Origin of the sequence: Clostridium liquoris, assembly GCF_002995785.1 — a bacterium.
Lineage (GTDB): Bacteria > Bacillota > Clostridia > Clostridiales > Clostridiaceae > Clostridium_AO > Clostridium_AO liquoris.
The window spans coordinates 17683-33505 of sequence record NZ_PVXO01000009.1 but is presented as its reverse complement, the minus strand read 5'-3'; the positions used below and the strand labels follow the sequence as shown (position 1 = coordinate 33505).

The window sequence follows — 15823 nt, the reverse complement described above, 5'->3', positions numbered from 1 at the left end:
CAACAACCTTATTATACTACATGAGTTTTTTCTTGTCAAAATCTTTCATGTTAAATTTTTGTAAAAAGGGGGATTGTATCATATGATTACTTTAGGATTTCCAAGAATGCATAAAGAAAAAAATGAAAAAAGAGATTTCTTACCGGATTTTTTCAGAAGATTAAACAGTGAAAATGCTGAGTTCTTTTTAGAAAATGGCTATGGATCAGCCATGGGAATATGTCATGAAGAATATTTAAAAGCAAATAAGAATATAAAATTTATTTCAAATAGAGAATGTTATGAAAAGGATATGGTGGTAGTTCTTCGATGCCCAGAATTTAATGAAATTAATTCTATGAAGGACGGCAGTACTTTATTAAGTATGCTCCACTATCCTACAAGGGCTACAAGAGTACAAAGATTAAAGGAAAAAAATATTTTTGGAGTTTCTATGGATTCTTTAAGAAATGATTTTTTAGAAAGAATAGTGGTAAATTACAATGGAACCTCTGGCAATGGAGTTGAAATGGCGTTTCAGGAACTTTCAAAGACTATGAAGGATTTTTATTCTAAAGATAGAGATACTATAAAGGTAACAATTATTGGTATGGGAATGGTAGGACTTTATGCAGCAAAAGCTGCAGGAAAATATGGAAATTTAGAATTAAACAATAAGATGAAGGAATTGAATACAAAGGGAGTTATTGTTAATATGCTTCCTAGAAGTGTTACCAATGATAGAGAAGAGCTTATTAAAATATTAAAGGAAACGGATATATTAATAGATGCCTCTACTAGAGACAATCCCTCTAACTATATAATAAGCAATGATTTAATATCATATTTAAAACCTCATGGGGTAATACTGGATTTAACTGCAGATCCTTATTTAACAGATATTGAGCCTATGCAAGTTAAAGCCATTGAGGGAATTCCTACAGGAACACTTGATAAACCAGTTATTTATCCTAATGATCCAATCTATAACACAATACCAGAGCAGGTTAATAAGGATAATAGAAGAGTGGTGGTTAGCTGTAATGCGTGGCCAGGTATAAAACCTGAAGAATGTATGTATTTATATGGAATGCAGCTGTTCCCTATATTGCAGCAGCTAATTAGACTTAGTAGAGAAAATTTCACAGAGGTTAGCGATGATTACTTTACTAGGGCAATACATAGGGCTACTATTGAGTACTTTGAAAAATATGAGAAAATAGTAGAAAATAATTAAACTTTGGTGTAATATAGTATAAGATTAAATAAGGAATTGTCAATAATTATATATTATGGCTTAATGGAGGAATTAAAATGAAATCTCATCAGGGAGGGGCAGTATATAAAAATATAGCATTAGACATTGCCAATAAAATTGTTATTGGAGAGTTAAAGATTGATGAAAAGATAAGTGGCAGATCTACCTTAGCTAGTATGTATAATGTGTCACCGGAAACAATAAGGAGGGCAATAGCATTACTTGAGGATATGAGTGTAGTTTCTTCTACAAAGGGCAGCGGAATAGAGATATTATCTGTACCTGCAGCAGAAAAATTTATTGAAAAGAATAAGGACACGGAATATCTAAATACTGTTAAGGAAAATATATTTAAACTTATTGAAAAGAAAAAGGAATTAGACGATGAAATACAGGTAAACTTTGACAAAATATTGGATTTTATAGATAGATTTAAAAACATCACACCTTTTACATTAATAGAATTAGAAATTAATGAGGGATGCAATGTTTTAGGTAAAGCAGTTAATGAGATCAGATTTTGGCAGGCTACTGAGGCTACTATAGTGGCTTATAGAAGGGGAGAAAAGATAGTGATTTCTCCAGGACCAAATTATGTTTTCCGCAATGGAGACATCATAGTGTTTATAGGCAACAGAAATGTATACGATAAGGTTTATAATTACTTATACGATACTTATCCAGATGATGAAAAGAAAAAATAGAATAAAAAATATATATAAATTAATAATAATAACACCAAGAATATTAAACTTGGTGTTTTTTTTATTCCTCGGTGAATATTATTTTTATTCTCTATTGTAAATAAAAATCATTACCATGTGTTTTTCATTATCATTTGATAATGGTTATACATGCGATAAATGTTGAAAAATAAGAAAATATATGATATAATCAAGGGAACTTATTAATCAATTGAGAATATAATATTAATAAACCTTAATTGGAGGAAATAGGAATGGTTAAAGAAAAGGAATTTAAAGGATTAAACTCTGAGGAAGTGGAAGAGCTTAGAAAAAAACATGGCTATAATGAATTGGTAAAAACTGAAAAACCCAGTGCTATAAAAAAATTCTTAGAAGTTTTTAAGGAGCCTATGTTTTTACTTCTGCTTGGTACGGCTGCTCTATATTTTATTTTAGGTGAGCCAAAGGAAGCAGCAATAATGCTTGTTTTTGTTGCTTTTGTAGCATCTATAACTTTTATACAGGAATGGAAAACAGAGAGGACAGTAAATTCTTTAAGAGATTTAACATCTCCTCATGTAAATGTTAAGAGAGATGGTGAAAAAAAGTTAATCAAAAGTAATGAATTGGTTCCAGGAGATATAATTTTTATATCAGAGGGAGAAAGAATACCAGCAGATTGTGAAGTATTAGAAGCTTCTAACTTTTCAGTAGATGAGTCTATCCTTACTGGTGAGCCAGAAGCTGTATTTAAAGTTACCGCAGATGAAGATAAATCAGATAAAAGCGGTGATTATTGGAAAAAGTATATGCTATATGCAGGAACTTTGTCCATATTTGGAAAATGCACAGCAGAAGTGGCTTCCATAGGTTTTGACACGGAGTATGGGAAAATAGGAAAAGCTATAAGTGAAACAGGGGATGAAATAACACCTCTTCAGAAAAAGACTAGAGCATTAGTTAAAAATCTTGCTATAGCAGGGCTTATATTATGCGTTTTAGTAATAATTTTTTCCTATTTGTATAGTGGAAATTTAATAGAAAGTATATTGTCCGGCATAACCTTGGCTATGGCTATGATACCTGAAGAATTTCCTGTAGTTTTAACAGTTTTTCTATCCTTAGGCGCTTTTAGGTTAGCAAAGAAGAACACATTAATAAGAAGAATTGCAGCCGTAGAAACTTTAGGTTCCGCAACAGTACTTTGTGTTGATAAAACAGGCACCATTACTAAAAATATTATGGAAGTAAAGTATGCATATATTGATGGAAGGCTCATAGAAGTAAATAAATTATCAAGTAAAGAATTTAAGAAGTTAATGATATTGTCCTGTGAAAAGGATCCTTACGATCCTATGGAAAAGGCTATTGTAAAAGTAGGAGAAAAGGACATTGATATAAAAAAATTATATGATTTAGATATATTGGAAAAGGTGCCATTTAACTCTCAAACTAAAAGAATGGCTAATATATTTAGAAAAGACGAAAAGATGTATGTGGCATTGAAAGGAGCCCCAGCTACAGTGCTTCCTTTATGCAGCCTTACAGAAGATGATGAAAAATCCATATTAAAAGCTATGGACAATATGGCAGATAAAGGCCTTAGAGTACTTGCCTTTTGTGAAAGCTATAGTGATGAATTAAAGGAAAATATAGAAGACTATAGTTTTACCTTTAAAGGGTTAGTAGGTCTTCAAGATCCACCTAAAGAAGGGGTAAGGGAAGCCATAGAAGTATGCAAAAAAGCTGGTATCAGAGTAGTTATGATAACAGGAGATTATAGCAAAACTGCCGAAGCTATTGGCAAAGAGATTGGATTGAAATTTAATAATACTACTATAACTGGGGAAGATATTGATAGTATGTCAGAAGAGGGATTATGTGAAAAGGTTAATCATTGTGATATTTTCTCTAGGGTAATTCCTGAGCACAAAATGAAAATAGTAAAGGCTCTTAAGAAAAATAACGAAATAGTTGCTATGACTGGAGACGGAGTAAATGACGCTCCTGCTTTAAAAAGCGCAGATATAGGCATTGCCATGGGTAAAAGAGGAACAGAGGTAGCTAAAGAGGCTTCTCATATGATTCTTATGGATGATAATTTCACCACCATAGTTGAGTCTGTTAAGGATGGAAGAAGAATATTTGACAACATAAGGAAAGCTATGGTATATATACTTATAATCCATATACCTATTGCAGCTATAGCATTATGTTCACCAATATTTAATTTACCTCAGATATTGTTACCAGTACACATAGTTTTACTAGAGTTAATTATAGATCCAACCTGTTCTATAATATTTGAAGGTGAAGAAGCAGAACCTTATATAATGGAGCAGCCGCCACGTTCACCAGAAGAACCATTGCTAACCTGGAAAATGACAATAAAAGCAGTATTACAAGGAACAGTTATGTTCTTAGGTGCATTTTTACCTTTCCATTATTTGGTAGATTATGGTTACAATGTGGATTTTGCAAGAAGTTTTTCTTTAATGACTCTTGTGGTTTCAAATGTGATATTGGTTCTTGTTGATAGATCAAATACAAAAAGCCTTTTTAGCATTTTTCGTGAGGGAAAAAGCAAGTCCAGTTTAATAATAAATGGCATTGCATTGGTTATGATTTTTTCAGTGGTATACATTAAACCATTAAATTCTATATTTAAAACAATACCACTAGATGGAAAAATGCTTTCTTTATCTATACTATTAGCAATTATATCTGCTGCTTGGTGGGAAATAGTTAAGCTATTTAACAATAGGATAGGGAGATAATCCTAAATGTTGAGGTGATATTTTGAGTGATTCTCCAATAAAATCCTATAAAAACTTTATAAAAGTATATAAAGAAAATGATGAAAGATGGAAGTACTTTTTTATAGGTATAGTTTTAGCTTTTATGTCCATTGTGGCATTTATAAATATAATACAATATTATTTTAAAGAAAATGGTAATTTAGCTATGGATATATGGGCTGCAAATTATGCTAAAAGTATAGAAAGTACTAATTTCACTAATTTTTTTAAAACTGTTACCAATATAGGTAATCCTTCTATAATAGTAATAGCAACAATAATAATAGCCATAGTTCTTTACCTAAAAAATATGGAAAACGAAAGTATATTTTTTGCTTTAAATATTTTAGGAGTATGGCTATTTAATGAGCTTCTAAAAGCTTCCTTTAGAAGAGATAGACCTTCTATGAAATTAATTAATGCAACTGGATACAGTATGCCTAGCGGACATGCGATGGTGTCTTTATCCTTTTCTATACTTGCATGTTATTTAATATTATTGTATTTTAATAATAAGGAAAAGGCTTATACAATTACCATATGTCTAATATTATTAGCAATAATTATTGGAATAAGCAGGGTATACTTAAGGGTTCACTATCTAAGTGATGTGTTGGCAGGATGGTCGGCAGCTATATTTTGGTGTGGCATAAATATAGCTATTCACAGATTTTCTTATTATCGAAGGAAAACAAAAGGAATATAAAAAAAGTAACTCAAATGCAATTACTCATTTGAGTTACTTTTTAATTTGCAATAGAAAAATATATATAATCATGAATAATAATGATATAATTTTATTAATATAAGAAGCAGAATGATATAATATTCTAAATTAGGGTAAAAATATACTGTAATTTAAACATATTGGAGGGCTATTAATGGATAAATATAATTTTAAAAGATTACCTACACACATTGGGATAATTCCAGATGGGAATAGAAGGTGGGCCCAGAATAAGGGATTTGACAAAAAAGATGGATATAAATTTGGAATCGATCCAGGAGTTGAATTATTTAATTTGTGTTCACAAATAGGAATAAATGAAGTAACTTTTTATGGATTTACCAAGGATAATACAAAAAGACCTGCCGACCAAACAAAAGAATTTAGAAATGCTTGTGTAGAATCCGTTATGAGATTAACCCATACCGATTGTGAAATATTAGTTGTAGGTGATGCAGAATCTAGTTTATTTCCTGAAGAGCTTTTGCCATTTACTAAGAGAAAGAAGTTTGGTAAAGGCGGCATTAAAGCAAACTTCTTAATTAATTATGGATGGGAATGGGATGTATCTAAGTATGATAAAAGTGTAAGGAAAAAAGGATTTATCAACAATATAGCTTCATCAGATATATCAAGAATGGATTTGATAATAAGATGGGGAGGAAGATGTAGGTTAAGTGGATTTTTACCAGTACAATCAGTATACTCAGATTTTTATATAATTAATGATTTTTGGCCTGATTTCAATGCTGAACATTTTTATGAAGCATTAGAATGGTATGAAGGACAGGATGTAACTTTAGGAGGCTAATAATAGTCAGTTTTAATAATTTATACTAGTTAAAGGAGGATATTAAATGTCAGATAAAAATATAGAGATGATGAAAAAGATAATTGAAGAAAAAAAGAAAAAAAGCTCCCAGCAGAGTTGTAATATGAGAGCAGATAAGAATATTGGCGGAAGCAGAAAAGCCATTAAAAAGAATAAACAAGGTGGATTATTTGACAAATAAGGGAGGAGAATATAAAACATGGAAACACATAAGACACTTTATCCAATAAAGTCTAATGGTAAATATGGATACATAAATAACTTAGGAGAAATTTGCATAGAACCTGAGTTTGATTATGCTGAAGAGTTTAATGAGAGCTTAGCTATAATAGGTATAGATGATAGCTTCGGTTTTATAGATATGGAAGGTAATTTAGTAGTAAAAGCTGAATATGAGGATGTATATGAATTCAGTGAAGGGCTTGCCATGGTTGAGCTAGAAGGAAAAAGGGGCTTCGTAGATAATAAAGGGAACTTAGTTATCACTCCCCAATTTAATGAGGCTAGTATTTTCAGCGAAGGGCTGGCAGCGGTACAATTAGGATACAAATGGGGATATATAAATCAAGAGGGTAAAATAGTAATAAAACCAGAATTTTTAGATGCCTTTGATTTTAGTGAAGGGTTAGCTTTGGTTCAATCAGGTGGAAAACTAGGCTTTATAGATAAAAATGGAAATATAGCTGTAGAACCTAAATATAATTATGCCTATGGATTTTCAGAAGGTATGGCAGCGGTACAAGTAAAAAATAAATGTGGATATATAGATAAGGCAGGAGAAATAGTAATTAAACCTAATTATTCTACAGCTAATGATTTTAGTGAAGGGTTAGCTGCTGTTGAACTAAATGATAAGTATGGATTTGTAGATGCAAAAGGAGAAATGACAATACCTGCGAAGTATGATTGGGCAGATAATTTTTATAAGGGATTCGCAGCTGTAGCTATTGGTGATAAATATGGATTTGTGAATAAAGAAGGTAAAGAGCTAATTCCAATAAAGTTTGATAATGTAGATACCATTAGTGAAGGTCTAATATCTGTAGAAGTAAATGGAAAATGGGGATATATAGACAAAGAATGCAATTTTATTATAGAACCAAATTTTGATGAAGTTTCAAAATTTGTAGATGGTGTTGCTAAGGTTACATTTGAAAATAGAATTAGGTATATAAATAAAGATGGACAGTGTATTTGGAAGGTTTGATTGTTGAAGGAAAAGGTTAACAATAAATGAGGACAATAATGTAAGTGTTTAAAATGCACCTGAGGCTGTGACACTAGGAATAAATCCTACAATATATTGTGGTAACTTTAAATTTGCAAAACAGTATATTGTATGTAAATTACTTAATGCCACAGCTCCGGTGCACTTCAATGCAAGCTGCTATTTTAATATCCTAATAGCATATAAAACACTCAATATCTTTTAAGGTTATATAATTGTAATCCCAATTAACTCCATCAAAAATCCAACATCCTATTGAATTCCAATCCATAGTTACAGGCTTAGACCAAAATTGTAGGTTATTATTCATCCATATATAGGTGAACTTTAGCAAACATGGTTTAAAAGTGCTTGAAACAATGGCATTTATACCTGGGGTTTTTGTAAAACCCAGTGCTTTTGCTCTTGCTTTTTCTGGTACAAAACATGGGGCAGGCCTATCTGGAGGCCCATAGTTCTGAAAAGTATTAGTACTCCCTACAGGAGAAATATTACTGCATCCTCATCTATAAAATCCATTATTTCTATATAAATCAAATGAATTATCCATGTGATCTACTTAATACTCCTTCATTAATGCTTCATTATATAATATGTTATATATACAATTATGCTATTTTTTACATGACCTTTTGTATTTATACATCCAATTTTTATATAGATCAGGATATTCTTTATTTAGTATCTCCATAAACTGTGGCAGGCTGCCTAATTTATCAAGGGTTTTTAATATTCTGTGAGGATAAGTAACCTTCTTTTGAAATACCTTTCTAGGATCTATTACTTTTATGCTTTCATTAGGTTGTACAAAAATATGTGCACATCTTATATCCAATCTTTTAAAGCCTTCATTTTTGAAGCTTTCTATAAGTTTTACTATATTTATAGCTAGGCGTCTAGAAAGTCCATGTTTTTTTATATATTTATTTATGCAAACCCCAGGTACGTATTCCCTTATCATACAGGTGTTGTTATAGGAATAGATTCTAGGAAAGTATGGATTATTCCTTACACTTAATAGTATTTTAGCTTCCCCTAGACAACCTTTACGTGAATTATATACTTTAATCACTCTCTTCTGGTCTGGAAGCAGATATACTTTTCCTTGAGCTCCTTTTCCAATAAATTTGCAACGGTTTAGGTCAACTCCTAAATATTTATTCATTTTTTCACCTCGGTTAGTAATTGGTACTATAGTATATTACATAAGTGTAGGAGAGGTGAAATATATAAAGGAATTACTTGAGCTTGATTAGTTGAGAATTTTGTCCTTAAATGTACTTGCAACTATTGCATCAATCAATGCTATACCAACAAGAATGAAGCCCTGCTTTAAGACGATAACTGGGGATAGTGCGAAGATAGAGCTAGATAGTATTACACAATATATAATGCTGCCACTTGATTTATAAAGAGTAGTCAATAATAAACTTACTCCCACTAAATATGCTGCAAATTGTGCATAAAATTGCGGCAGTATAATGAAATGTGGTATGTATATAAGTGGTAAAAACCACAATGACCAAAAAAGTCCTGTTGTAATAGAGGATTTCCAAAAACCATTTTTTTCTTCATTGGCAGGCTGCAATAATCCTCTCCAGCCAATTTCTTGAGAGCCAAGTATCACAAACATCATGGGAAGATAGCGAAAAAAATCTATAATACTACCATACCTATAAACACCTTTCAAAATTACGGCAAAACCATAATGTGCAATTAGAAATATTGGTATTAAAACAATGTTTTTTGGAGATTTAATTATCTTTAACTTACCTATAAATCCTTTCATTCCACCTAGTTTTTCCTTATTTGAAATATATACTATAAATGATGAAATAAAAGGACCTAGACATCCAAGAAGAAAAATAGATAGATAAATAGAATTGCTAAATATATCCTCGAATACAACCTTGGAATAAACTATTGAACCAAAACATATATAACTTATGATAAACGACATTAATAAAAATTGAGTAAAAATCTTTTTCAATGTTTGTCCCCCAATCCATTATATTTGGTCGATGATTGTAGACAATCATTAAGCTTATATTATCATATTTATATGTAAAAATCATTACTTTTAGTATTTAGATTTATTTGTAAAATTAAATATATTATTGCTATTGACATCCATTATTTTCCATAGTACAATTAAGATGGTCGCTGATGTATGATGCATCATATCAAATATTTGTTATATTTAAAGGAGGAGCCTTATTATGGATTATATGGATTTAAGTAAGTACCCTGCGGAGCCTTTTAAAATTAAAAGCGTGGAAACTGTAAAGATGATCTCTAAAGAAGAACGTGAAATTGCTATGAAGGAAGCTGGATATAATACGTTCAACTTAAAATCAGAAGATGTTTATATTGATTTACTTACTGACTCAGGAACTAATGCTATGAGTGATAGTCAATGGTCAGGAATGATGATAGGAGACGAAGCTTATGCTGGTAGTAAAAACTGGGTATATCTAGAGTCTACTATAAAGGAGATATTTGGATTTAAGCATATTGTTCCTACTCATCAAGGACGTGGTGCAGAAAATATTCTTTCAAGTATAGCAATTAAACCAGGACAGTATGTAGCTGGAAATATGTATTTTACAACTACTAGGTATCACCAAGAAAAAAATGGAGGCATCTTTGTAGACATTATCAGGGACGTAGCTCATGATGCTGCAGCAAATATTAAATTCAAAGGTGATATTGATTTAAATAAACTTCAAAAATTAATAGATGAAAAAGGTGCAGAAAATATAGCTTATGTATGCCTTGCTGTTACTGTAAATCTAGCAGGTGGGCAGCCAGTTTCTATGGCTAATATGAGAGCTGTTAGAGAAATCACAGCAAAACATGGAATAAAGGTATTCTATGATGCTACTAGATGTGTTGAAAATGCATATTTCATTAAAGAACAAGAAGAGGGATATTCAGATGTTTCAATTAAAGATATAGTACATGAAATGTTCAGTTACTCTGATGGTGCTACTATGTCAGGTAAAAAAGATTGTATAGTAAATATTGGTGGATTCTTAGCCATTAATGATGAAGAATTATTTGGAAAAGCTAAAGAAATAGTAGTAGTTTACGAAGGTATGCCATCATACGGTGGTATGGCTGGCCGTGATATGCAAGCCATGGCAATTGGACTTAGAGAATCAATGCAATATGAATATATAGAACACAGAGTAAAACAAGTTAGATATCTTGGAGATAGATTATTAGAAGCAGGAGTTCCTATAGTTGAACCAGTTGGCGGACATGCAGTATTCCTAGATGCAAGAAGATTCTGTCCACATTTAGTTCAAGAACAATTTCCAGCTCAATCATTAGCTGCTTCACTTTACATTGACTCAGGTGTTAGATCCATGGAACGTGGTATAGTTTCTGCAGGCAGAGATAATAAGACAGGTGAAAACCATAAACCAAAATTAGAAACTGTTAGACTTACTATTCCAAGAAGAGTTTATACTTACAAACACATGGATATTGTAGCTGAATCAGTTATTAATCTATATAAAAATTATAAAGAGATAAGACCACTTAAATTTACTTATGAACCTGCACAGTTAAGATTCTTTACTGCAAAATTTGATTATGCAGACTAATTATAGTAAGAATTTATTATTCTATATTTTCAGGCATAAAGCCTGGAAATATAGAATATAGATATTATAAAGATATATGGTTTGGTAGAAATAAAAGTTCAATTTTATAATGACTCCTAGTATTGAGGTTAAAATAGGGAGGGGAAATATGGAAAATAAAAGCACCAACAAATTTGCGTCAAAATGGGGGTTTATATTAGCCTGCGTAGGTTCAGCTGTAGGTATGGCTAATGTTTGGGGTTTCCCTTACAAATTAGGCAGCAATGGTGGTGGAGCGTTCCTGATAGCTTATCTTATATTCATAGTTATTTTCAGTTATGTAGGACTTTCGGCAGAATATGCAATAGGACGTAGAGCAAAAACTGGTACATTGGGTGCTTATGAAAATGCTTGGAAATCTGGCGGCAAGGAAAAGGTTGGTAAGTATATAGGGTGGATTCCTCTCGCGGGATCTATGTGTATAGCAATAGGGTATGCAGTAATTATTGCATATGTACTTAAAGGTTGGGGTCAATCTGTTACGGGTAGCCTTATGGCTGTAGATACAGGTGCGTGGTTTGAGTCATTTTCTATGATAGATTACTCAGTTATTCCATATCACTTAATAGTAGTTGTTGGAACATTGCTTACATTGACACTTGGTGCTGATAGTATTGAGAAGTCTAATAAGATTATGATGCCATTGTTTTTTATACTATTTATAATTCTTGCTATTCGTGTGGCTTTTTTACCTGGGGCAATGGAAGGATATAAATTTATGTTCATTCCTAGATGGGAAGCATTACGAGATCCAATGGTTTGGGTTTGGGCCATGGGACAGGCGTTTTTCTCTTTATCTGTAACTGGTAGTGGGATGATTGTATATGGTGCATATCTATCAGATGGTGAAGATATAGTAGATGGAGCAGTAAATACTGCTATATTTGATACAATTGCAGCTATGGTAGCAGCATTGGTTATCATACCTGCTTGCTTTGCATACAATGTAGATGTTGGTGCAGGTCCTGGACTTCTTTTTGTAACTTTACCTAAAATATTACAAAACATACCATTCGGTAGATTATTTGCAATAATACTATTTACAGCAGTAGTATTTGGTGGAGTAACCTCTCTTCAAAACATGTTTGAAGTAGTTGGAGAATCACTAATGCATAAATTTCCTAAACTAAAACGTATTCCTATGCTAATATTACTTTGTGTAATCTGCTTTGGTATAGGCGTTAATATGGAACCTATATTTAAATGGGGACCGTGGATGGATTTTATATCTATATATATTATTCCAATTGGAGCAACCTTAGGTGCCATATCTTGGTTTTGGATTATGAAAAAAGAGGATTTGCTTAATGAGATCAATTTAGGAGCTAAAAAGAAACAAGGAGATTTATGGTATAATATGGGCAAATATGTTTATGTACCATTTGCAGCAATCTTGTGTATAGTTGCTCTATCTATGAAAGTAGCATTCTAAAACTTAATAAATGGTGGCAAACATTTTAAGAAAATTGTGGTGGGGTTGTACTCCACCTCTTTTATTTACATAATAAAGCATTAATGATATAATCATGTTAGTTTATTTTTACTTAATAAAAATACAGGAGTAGTGGTGTGTTAATTAACAAAAAAACTTTAAGTGATCAAATTTATGATATATTAAAAATGGAAATATTAAAAAGAGAGATTCCCTTTGGCTCAAAACTTGTCAATAGAACATTGCAAAAGAGATTTGGGGTTAGTTCATCTCCTATTCGTGATGCCATAAACCGTTTATATCAAGATGGACTTGTTACCTCCATTGATAAATCTGGAGCAACAGTGGTTGATTTTGATTATGATTTTTTTCTTGAGATTAATGAAGTGCTTCTATATGCAATTAACACTGGCATAAAATTGTCTTTTGAGAAATCTGACACCGAGGAAGTATGTAGGGATTTGGAAAAGTATTTATCACTTCAGGAGAATTGTATAGGCACTGATGAATTTTATGATTATGATTATAAGTTTCATAAGACATTTATTGAATACTCTAAAAATACTAGATTAAAAAAGATTTTTAAAGAATATAATGTTCTTCATGAAATGCTTGTTAGGAGTTATTACGGACCTGAAGCCTGTCAAATTAGGGAAAACAGTATAAAGATGCATAGAAAAATATTAGACGCCTTTAGAAACAATGATTATAAATTGGCAATGAAGCTTACTGAGGATCATTATAAAGGTGCTGAAGAAATATTTAAGAAAATACTCCAGCAAAGAGAAAAAAAACTTGAATAACATTCTCATGATAACTAGAGCAGATAGTGTAAAGTGAGATATGGAAAAAATTAGCCTTAACTGTCAATTGTCAATTCTCAACTAAAACAACAATTAATATTTCTTCTAATGATAACTTAGTAATTAAATTAGAACCTTGTCTATATGTTGTGATTGCGATTATATGTGTTTTTTTTAGATAAGCAAAGGAATAAAAAAAGCGCTAATATATGTGAATATTAACGCTTTTTTTTGCTTTTATGGGACTTAAAGCAGTTTTACCGGGTATACTAATTCTATTAATAAATTTATAGGAGCTGGTTTTATGAGCCCAACAAGTACGCTAAATAGATTAATAAATGAGAAATCTCCGTATTTACTTCAACACGCATATAATCCTGTTGATTGGTTTCCTTGGGGCGGTGAAGCTTTTAATAAAGCAAAAGCAGAAGATAAACCAATTTTTTTAAGTATAGGTTACAGCACTTGTCATTGGTGTCACATCATGGAAAAGGAATCTTTTGAGGATGAAGAAGTAGGGGAAAAATTAAAAGAAGGCTTTATTTCTATAAAAGTAGATAGAGAAGAAAGGCCAGATGTGGATAGCATCTATATGACCTTTTGTCAGGCTACCACGGGAAGTGGTGGGTGGCCTTTAACAATAATAATGACTCCTGATAAAAAGCCATTTTTTGCAGGTACTTATTTCCCTAAGAAAAGCCATTTTGGTAGACCAGGATTACTTAATATTTTAGATGCGGTTCAAAAAGAATGGAGAGATAATAGGGAGAAGCTAATCAATTCTTCAGAAAGACTAATGAAAGATATAAATAGTTATATAGTAGTAGACAAAAGTGAAGAGTTGAAAGAAGATGTGATAAAAAGAGCATATGAAAACTTAAAAGAAGTTTATGATCCAGTATATGGAGGATTCTATACACAGCCTAAATTTCCTACCCCTCATAAACTTATGTTCCTTTTAAGATTTTATGAAGTGTATAAAAATAAAAAAGCTTTAGAAATAGTGGAAAACACTTTAAAGCAAATGTATAAAGGTGGAATATTTGATCACATAGGATTTGGATTTTCAAGATATTCCACAGATAAAAAATGGCTTGTACCACACTTCGAAAAGATGCTTTATGATAATGCCCTTTTAGCTTTAGTTTATGCTGAAGCATATCAAGTTACAAAAGATAATTTTTATAAAGAAGTGGGAGAAAAAATATTAAACTACATATTAAGAAATATGACTTCACCACAGGGAGGTTTTTATTCTGCTGAAGATGCAGATTCCGAGGGAGAAGAAGGAAAGTTCTATTTATGGGATTTAGAAGAAATAAATAAAGTATTAGGGGAGGAACAATGTAAAATTTTCTCGTCTGTTTATGGTATAAGTAAAAATGGAAACTTTGAAGGAAGAAACATACCTAATCTAATAGAAAAAAATTTAGAAGACACAGATGAAGATTTAATAAAAAAATTGGATAGCTGTAGAGATAAGTTATTTAATTATAGAGAAAAAAGAATACACCCTTTTAAAGATGATAAAATACTTACTTCATGGAACGCCTTAGCTATTGTAGCTTTTGCATATGCAGGAAGGGTCTTCAATAACGAAAAATATGTTAATGCAGGGGAAAAAGCTTCAGAGTTTATATTAAATAATCTTTTAAGAGAAGATGGAAGATTACTGGCTAGATATAGAGAAGATGAAGGAGCTCATTTAGCTTACTTAGATGATTATGCATTTTTAATATGGGCTCTTATAGGACTCTATGAAGCTACCTTTAATGTTAAATATTTAGATAAAGCTATCTATTTCAATAAAGAAATGATAAGGCTTTTCTGGGACGAAACTTCAGCAGGTTTCTTTTTATATGGAAAAGATGGAGAACAACTTATATATAAACCAAAAGAGAGTTATGATAGTGCCATACCTTCAGGAAATTCTGTAGCGGTTTATAATATGCTTAGACTTTCTAGAATTACTGGGGATACAGAATTAGGGGAAATGGCTTCAAAAACATTCGATAATTTTGGAGGAAATGTAAAAAATAATTTAGAGTCTCACAGCTTTTTTCTTACAGCATTTATATATAGTGTAAAAGAAAATAAACAAATAGTAATAGCCGGTGAGCTTGAGGATAATATTACCAGGGAAATGATAAAGGAAATAAATAATAGATTTTTACCTTTTACTATGGTCCTACTGAATAACCATGGGAGTAATTTAAATAAATTTATACCTTTTATAGAACATGAAAGAAAAATAAAGGATAAAACTACTGCTTATATATGCGAAAATTTTTCTTGCCATAAGCCAGTAGATAATATTATGGATTTTTTGCAGCTATTAGATAAGTGATCTTTTAGTGAATAGTGAATAATGAAGGGTAAAGAGTAAAGGAAGCTTTTCTTAATAAAATGGAGAAAAATTATCCTATACTC

At 31.3% G+C, this 15823-nt stretch carries 13 protein-coding genes; 11 read left to right on the top strand and 2 right to left on the bottom strand.

The window, feature by feature from the left end:
* The first annotated feature begins 82 nt into the window (after positions 1–82).
* From CLLI_RS02415 to CLLI_RS02390, 7 genes are all read left to right on the top strand, one after another.
* Positions 83–1216 carry an alanine dehydrogenase gene (locus CLLI_RS02415; protein WP_106062662.1) on the top strand — a complete coding sequence of 378 codons (1134 nt, stop codon included), beginning with the start codon at positions 83–85 and terminating at the stop codon, positions 1214–1216.
* A gap of 77 nt (positions 1217–1293) precedes the next feature.
* The gene (locus tag CLLI_RS02410) at positions 1294–1941 is read left to right on the top strand and encodes a GntR family transcriptional regulator (RefSeq protein ID WP_106062661.1); all 648 of its coding nucleotides are present in this window, start codon (positions 1294–1296) and stop codon (positions 1939–1941) included.
* 254 nt (positions 1942–2195) lie between these two features.
* On the top strand, positions 2196–4700 hold the full coding sequence (locus tag CLLI_RS02405; RefSeq protein WP_106062660.1) for a cation-translocating P-type ATPase: 2505 nt from the start codon (positions 2196–2198) through the stop codon (positions 4698–4700).
* 22 nt (positions 4701–4722) lie between these two features.
* Complete coding sequence (locus tag CLLI_RS02400) at positions 4723–5427, top strand: phosphatase PAP2 family protein (protein ID WP_106062659.1); 705 nt, start codon at positions 4723–4725, stop codon at positions 5425–5427.
* A 175-nt stretch (positions 5428–5602) separates the two neighbouring features.
* Positions 5603–6259 carry an undecaprenyl diphosphate synthase family protein gene (locus CLLI_RS02395; RefSeq protein WP_106062658.1) on the top strand — a complete coding sequence of 219 codons (657 nt, stop codon included), beginning with the start codon at positions 5603–5605 and terminating at the stop codon, positions 6257–6259.
* Between the two features lie 46 nt (positions 6260–6305).
* On the top strand, positions 6306–6461 hold the full coding sequence (locus tag CLLI_RS14400; protein ID WP_170063626.1) for a hypothetical protein: 156 nt from the start codon (positions 6306–6308) through the stop codon (positions 6459–6461).
* Between the two features lie 18 nt (positions 6462–6479).
* Positions 6480–7487: a WG repeat-containing protein gene (locus CLLI_RS02390; RefSeq protein ID WP_106062657.1), complete on the top strand. Its 1008-nt coding sequence runs from the start codon at positions 6480–6482 to the stop codon at positions 7485–7487.
* Between the two features lie 634 nt (positions 7488–8121).
* On the opposite strand, the gene CLLI_RS02385 is transcribed toward CLLI_RS02390, so the two are convergent.
* Both CLLI_RS02385 and CLLI_RS02380 read right to left on the bottom strand, forming a co-directional pair.
* Positions 8122–8673: a protein kinase family protein gene (locus CLLI_RS02385; protein WP_242975495.1), complete on the bottom strand. Its 552-nt coding sequence runs from the start codon at positions 8671–8673 to the stop codon at positions 8122–8124.
* A gap of 87 nt (positions 8674–8760) precedes the next feature.
* Positions 8761–9498 carry a CPBP family glutamic-type intramembrane protease gene (locus CLLI_RS02380; protein WP_106062655.1) on the bottom strand — a complete coding sequence of 246 codons (738 nt, stop codon included), beginning with the start codon at positions 9496–9498 and terminating at the stop codon, positions 8761–8763.
* A 229-nt stretch (positions 9499–9727) separates the two neighbouring features.
* Between CLLI_RS02380 and CLLI_RS02375 the strand changes: the two genes are divergently transcribed.
* The 4 genes from CLLI_RS02375 to CLLI_RS02360 all read left to right on the top strand — a co-directional run bounded on the left by CLLI_RS02375 (position 9728) and on the right by CLLI_RS02360 (position 15740).
* Complete coding sequence (locus tag CLLI_RS02375; protein WP_341456992.1) at positions 9728–11119, top strand: tyrosine phenol-lyase; 1392 nt, start codon at positions 9728–9730, stop codon at positions 11117–11119.
* Between the two features lie 148 nt (positions 11120–11267).
* On the top strand, positions 11268–12590 hold the full coding sequence (locus CLLI_RS02370) for a sodium-dependent transporter (RefSeq protein WP_106062654.1): 1323 nt from the start codon (positions 11268–11270) through the stop codon (positions 12588–12590).
* A 137-nt stretch (positions 12591–12727) separates the two neighbouring features.
* Positions 12728–13393, top strand: a complete 666-nt coding sequence (locus CLLI_RS02365) for a GntR family transcriptional regulator (RefSeq protein ID WP_106062653.1) — start codon at positions 12728–12730, stop codon at positions 13391–13393.
* A gap of 304 nt (positions 13394–13697) precedes the next feature.
* Positions 13698–15740 carry a thioredoxin domain-containing protein gene (locus CLLI_RS02360; RefSeq protein ID WP_106062652.1) on the top strand — a complete coding sequence of 681 codons (2043 nt, stop codon included), beginning with the start codon at positions 13698–13700 and terminating at the stop codon, positions 15738–15740.
* Positions 15741–15823: the final 83 nt, after the last annotated feature.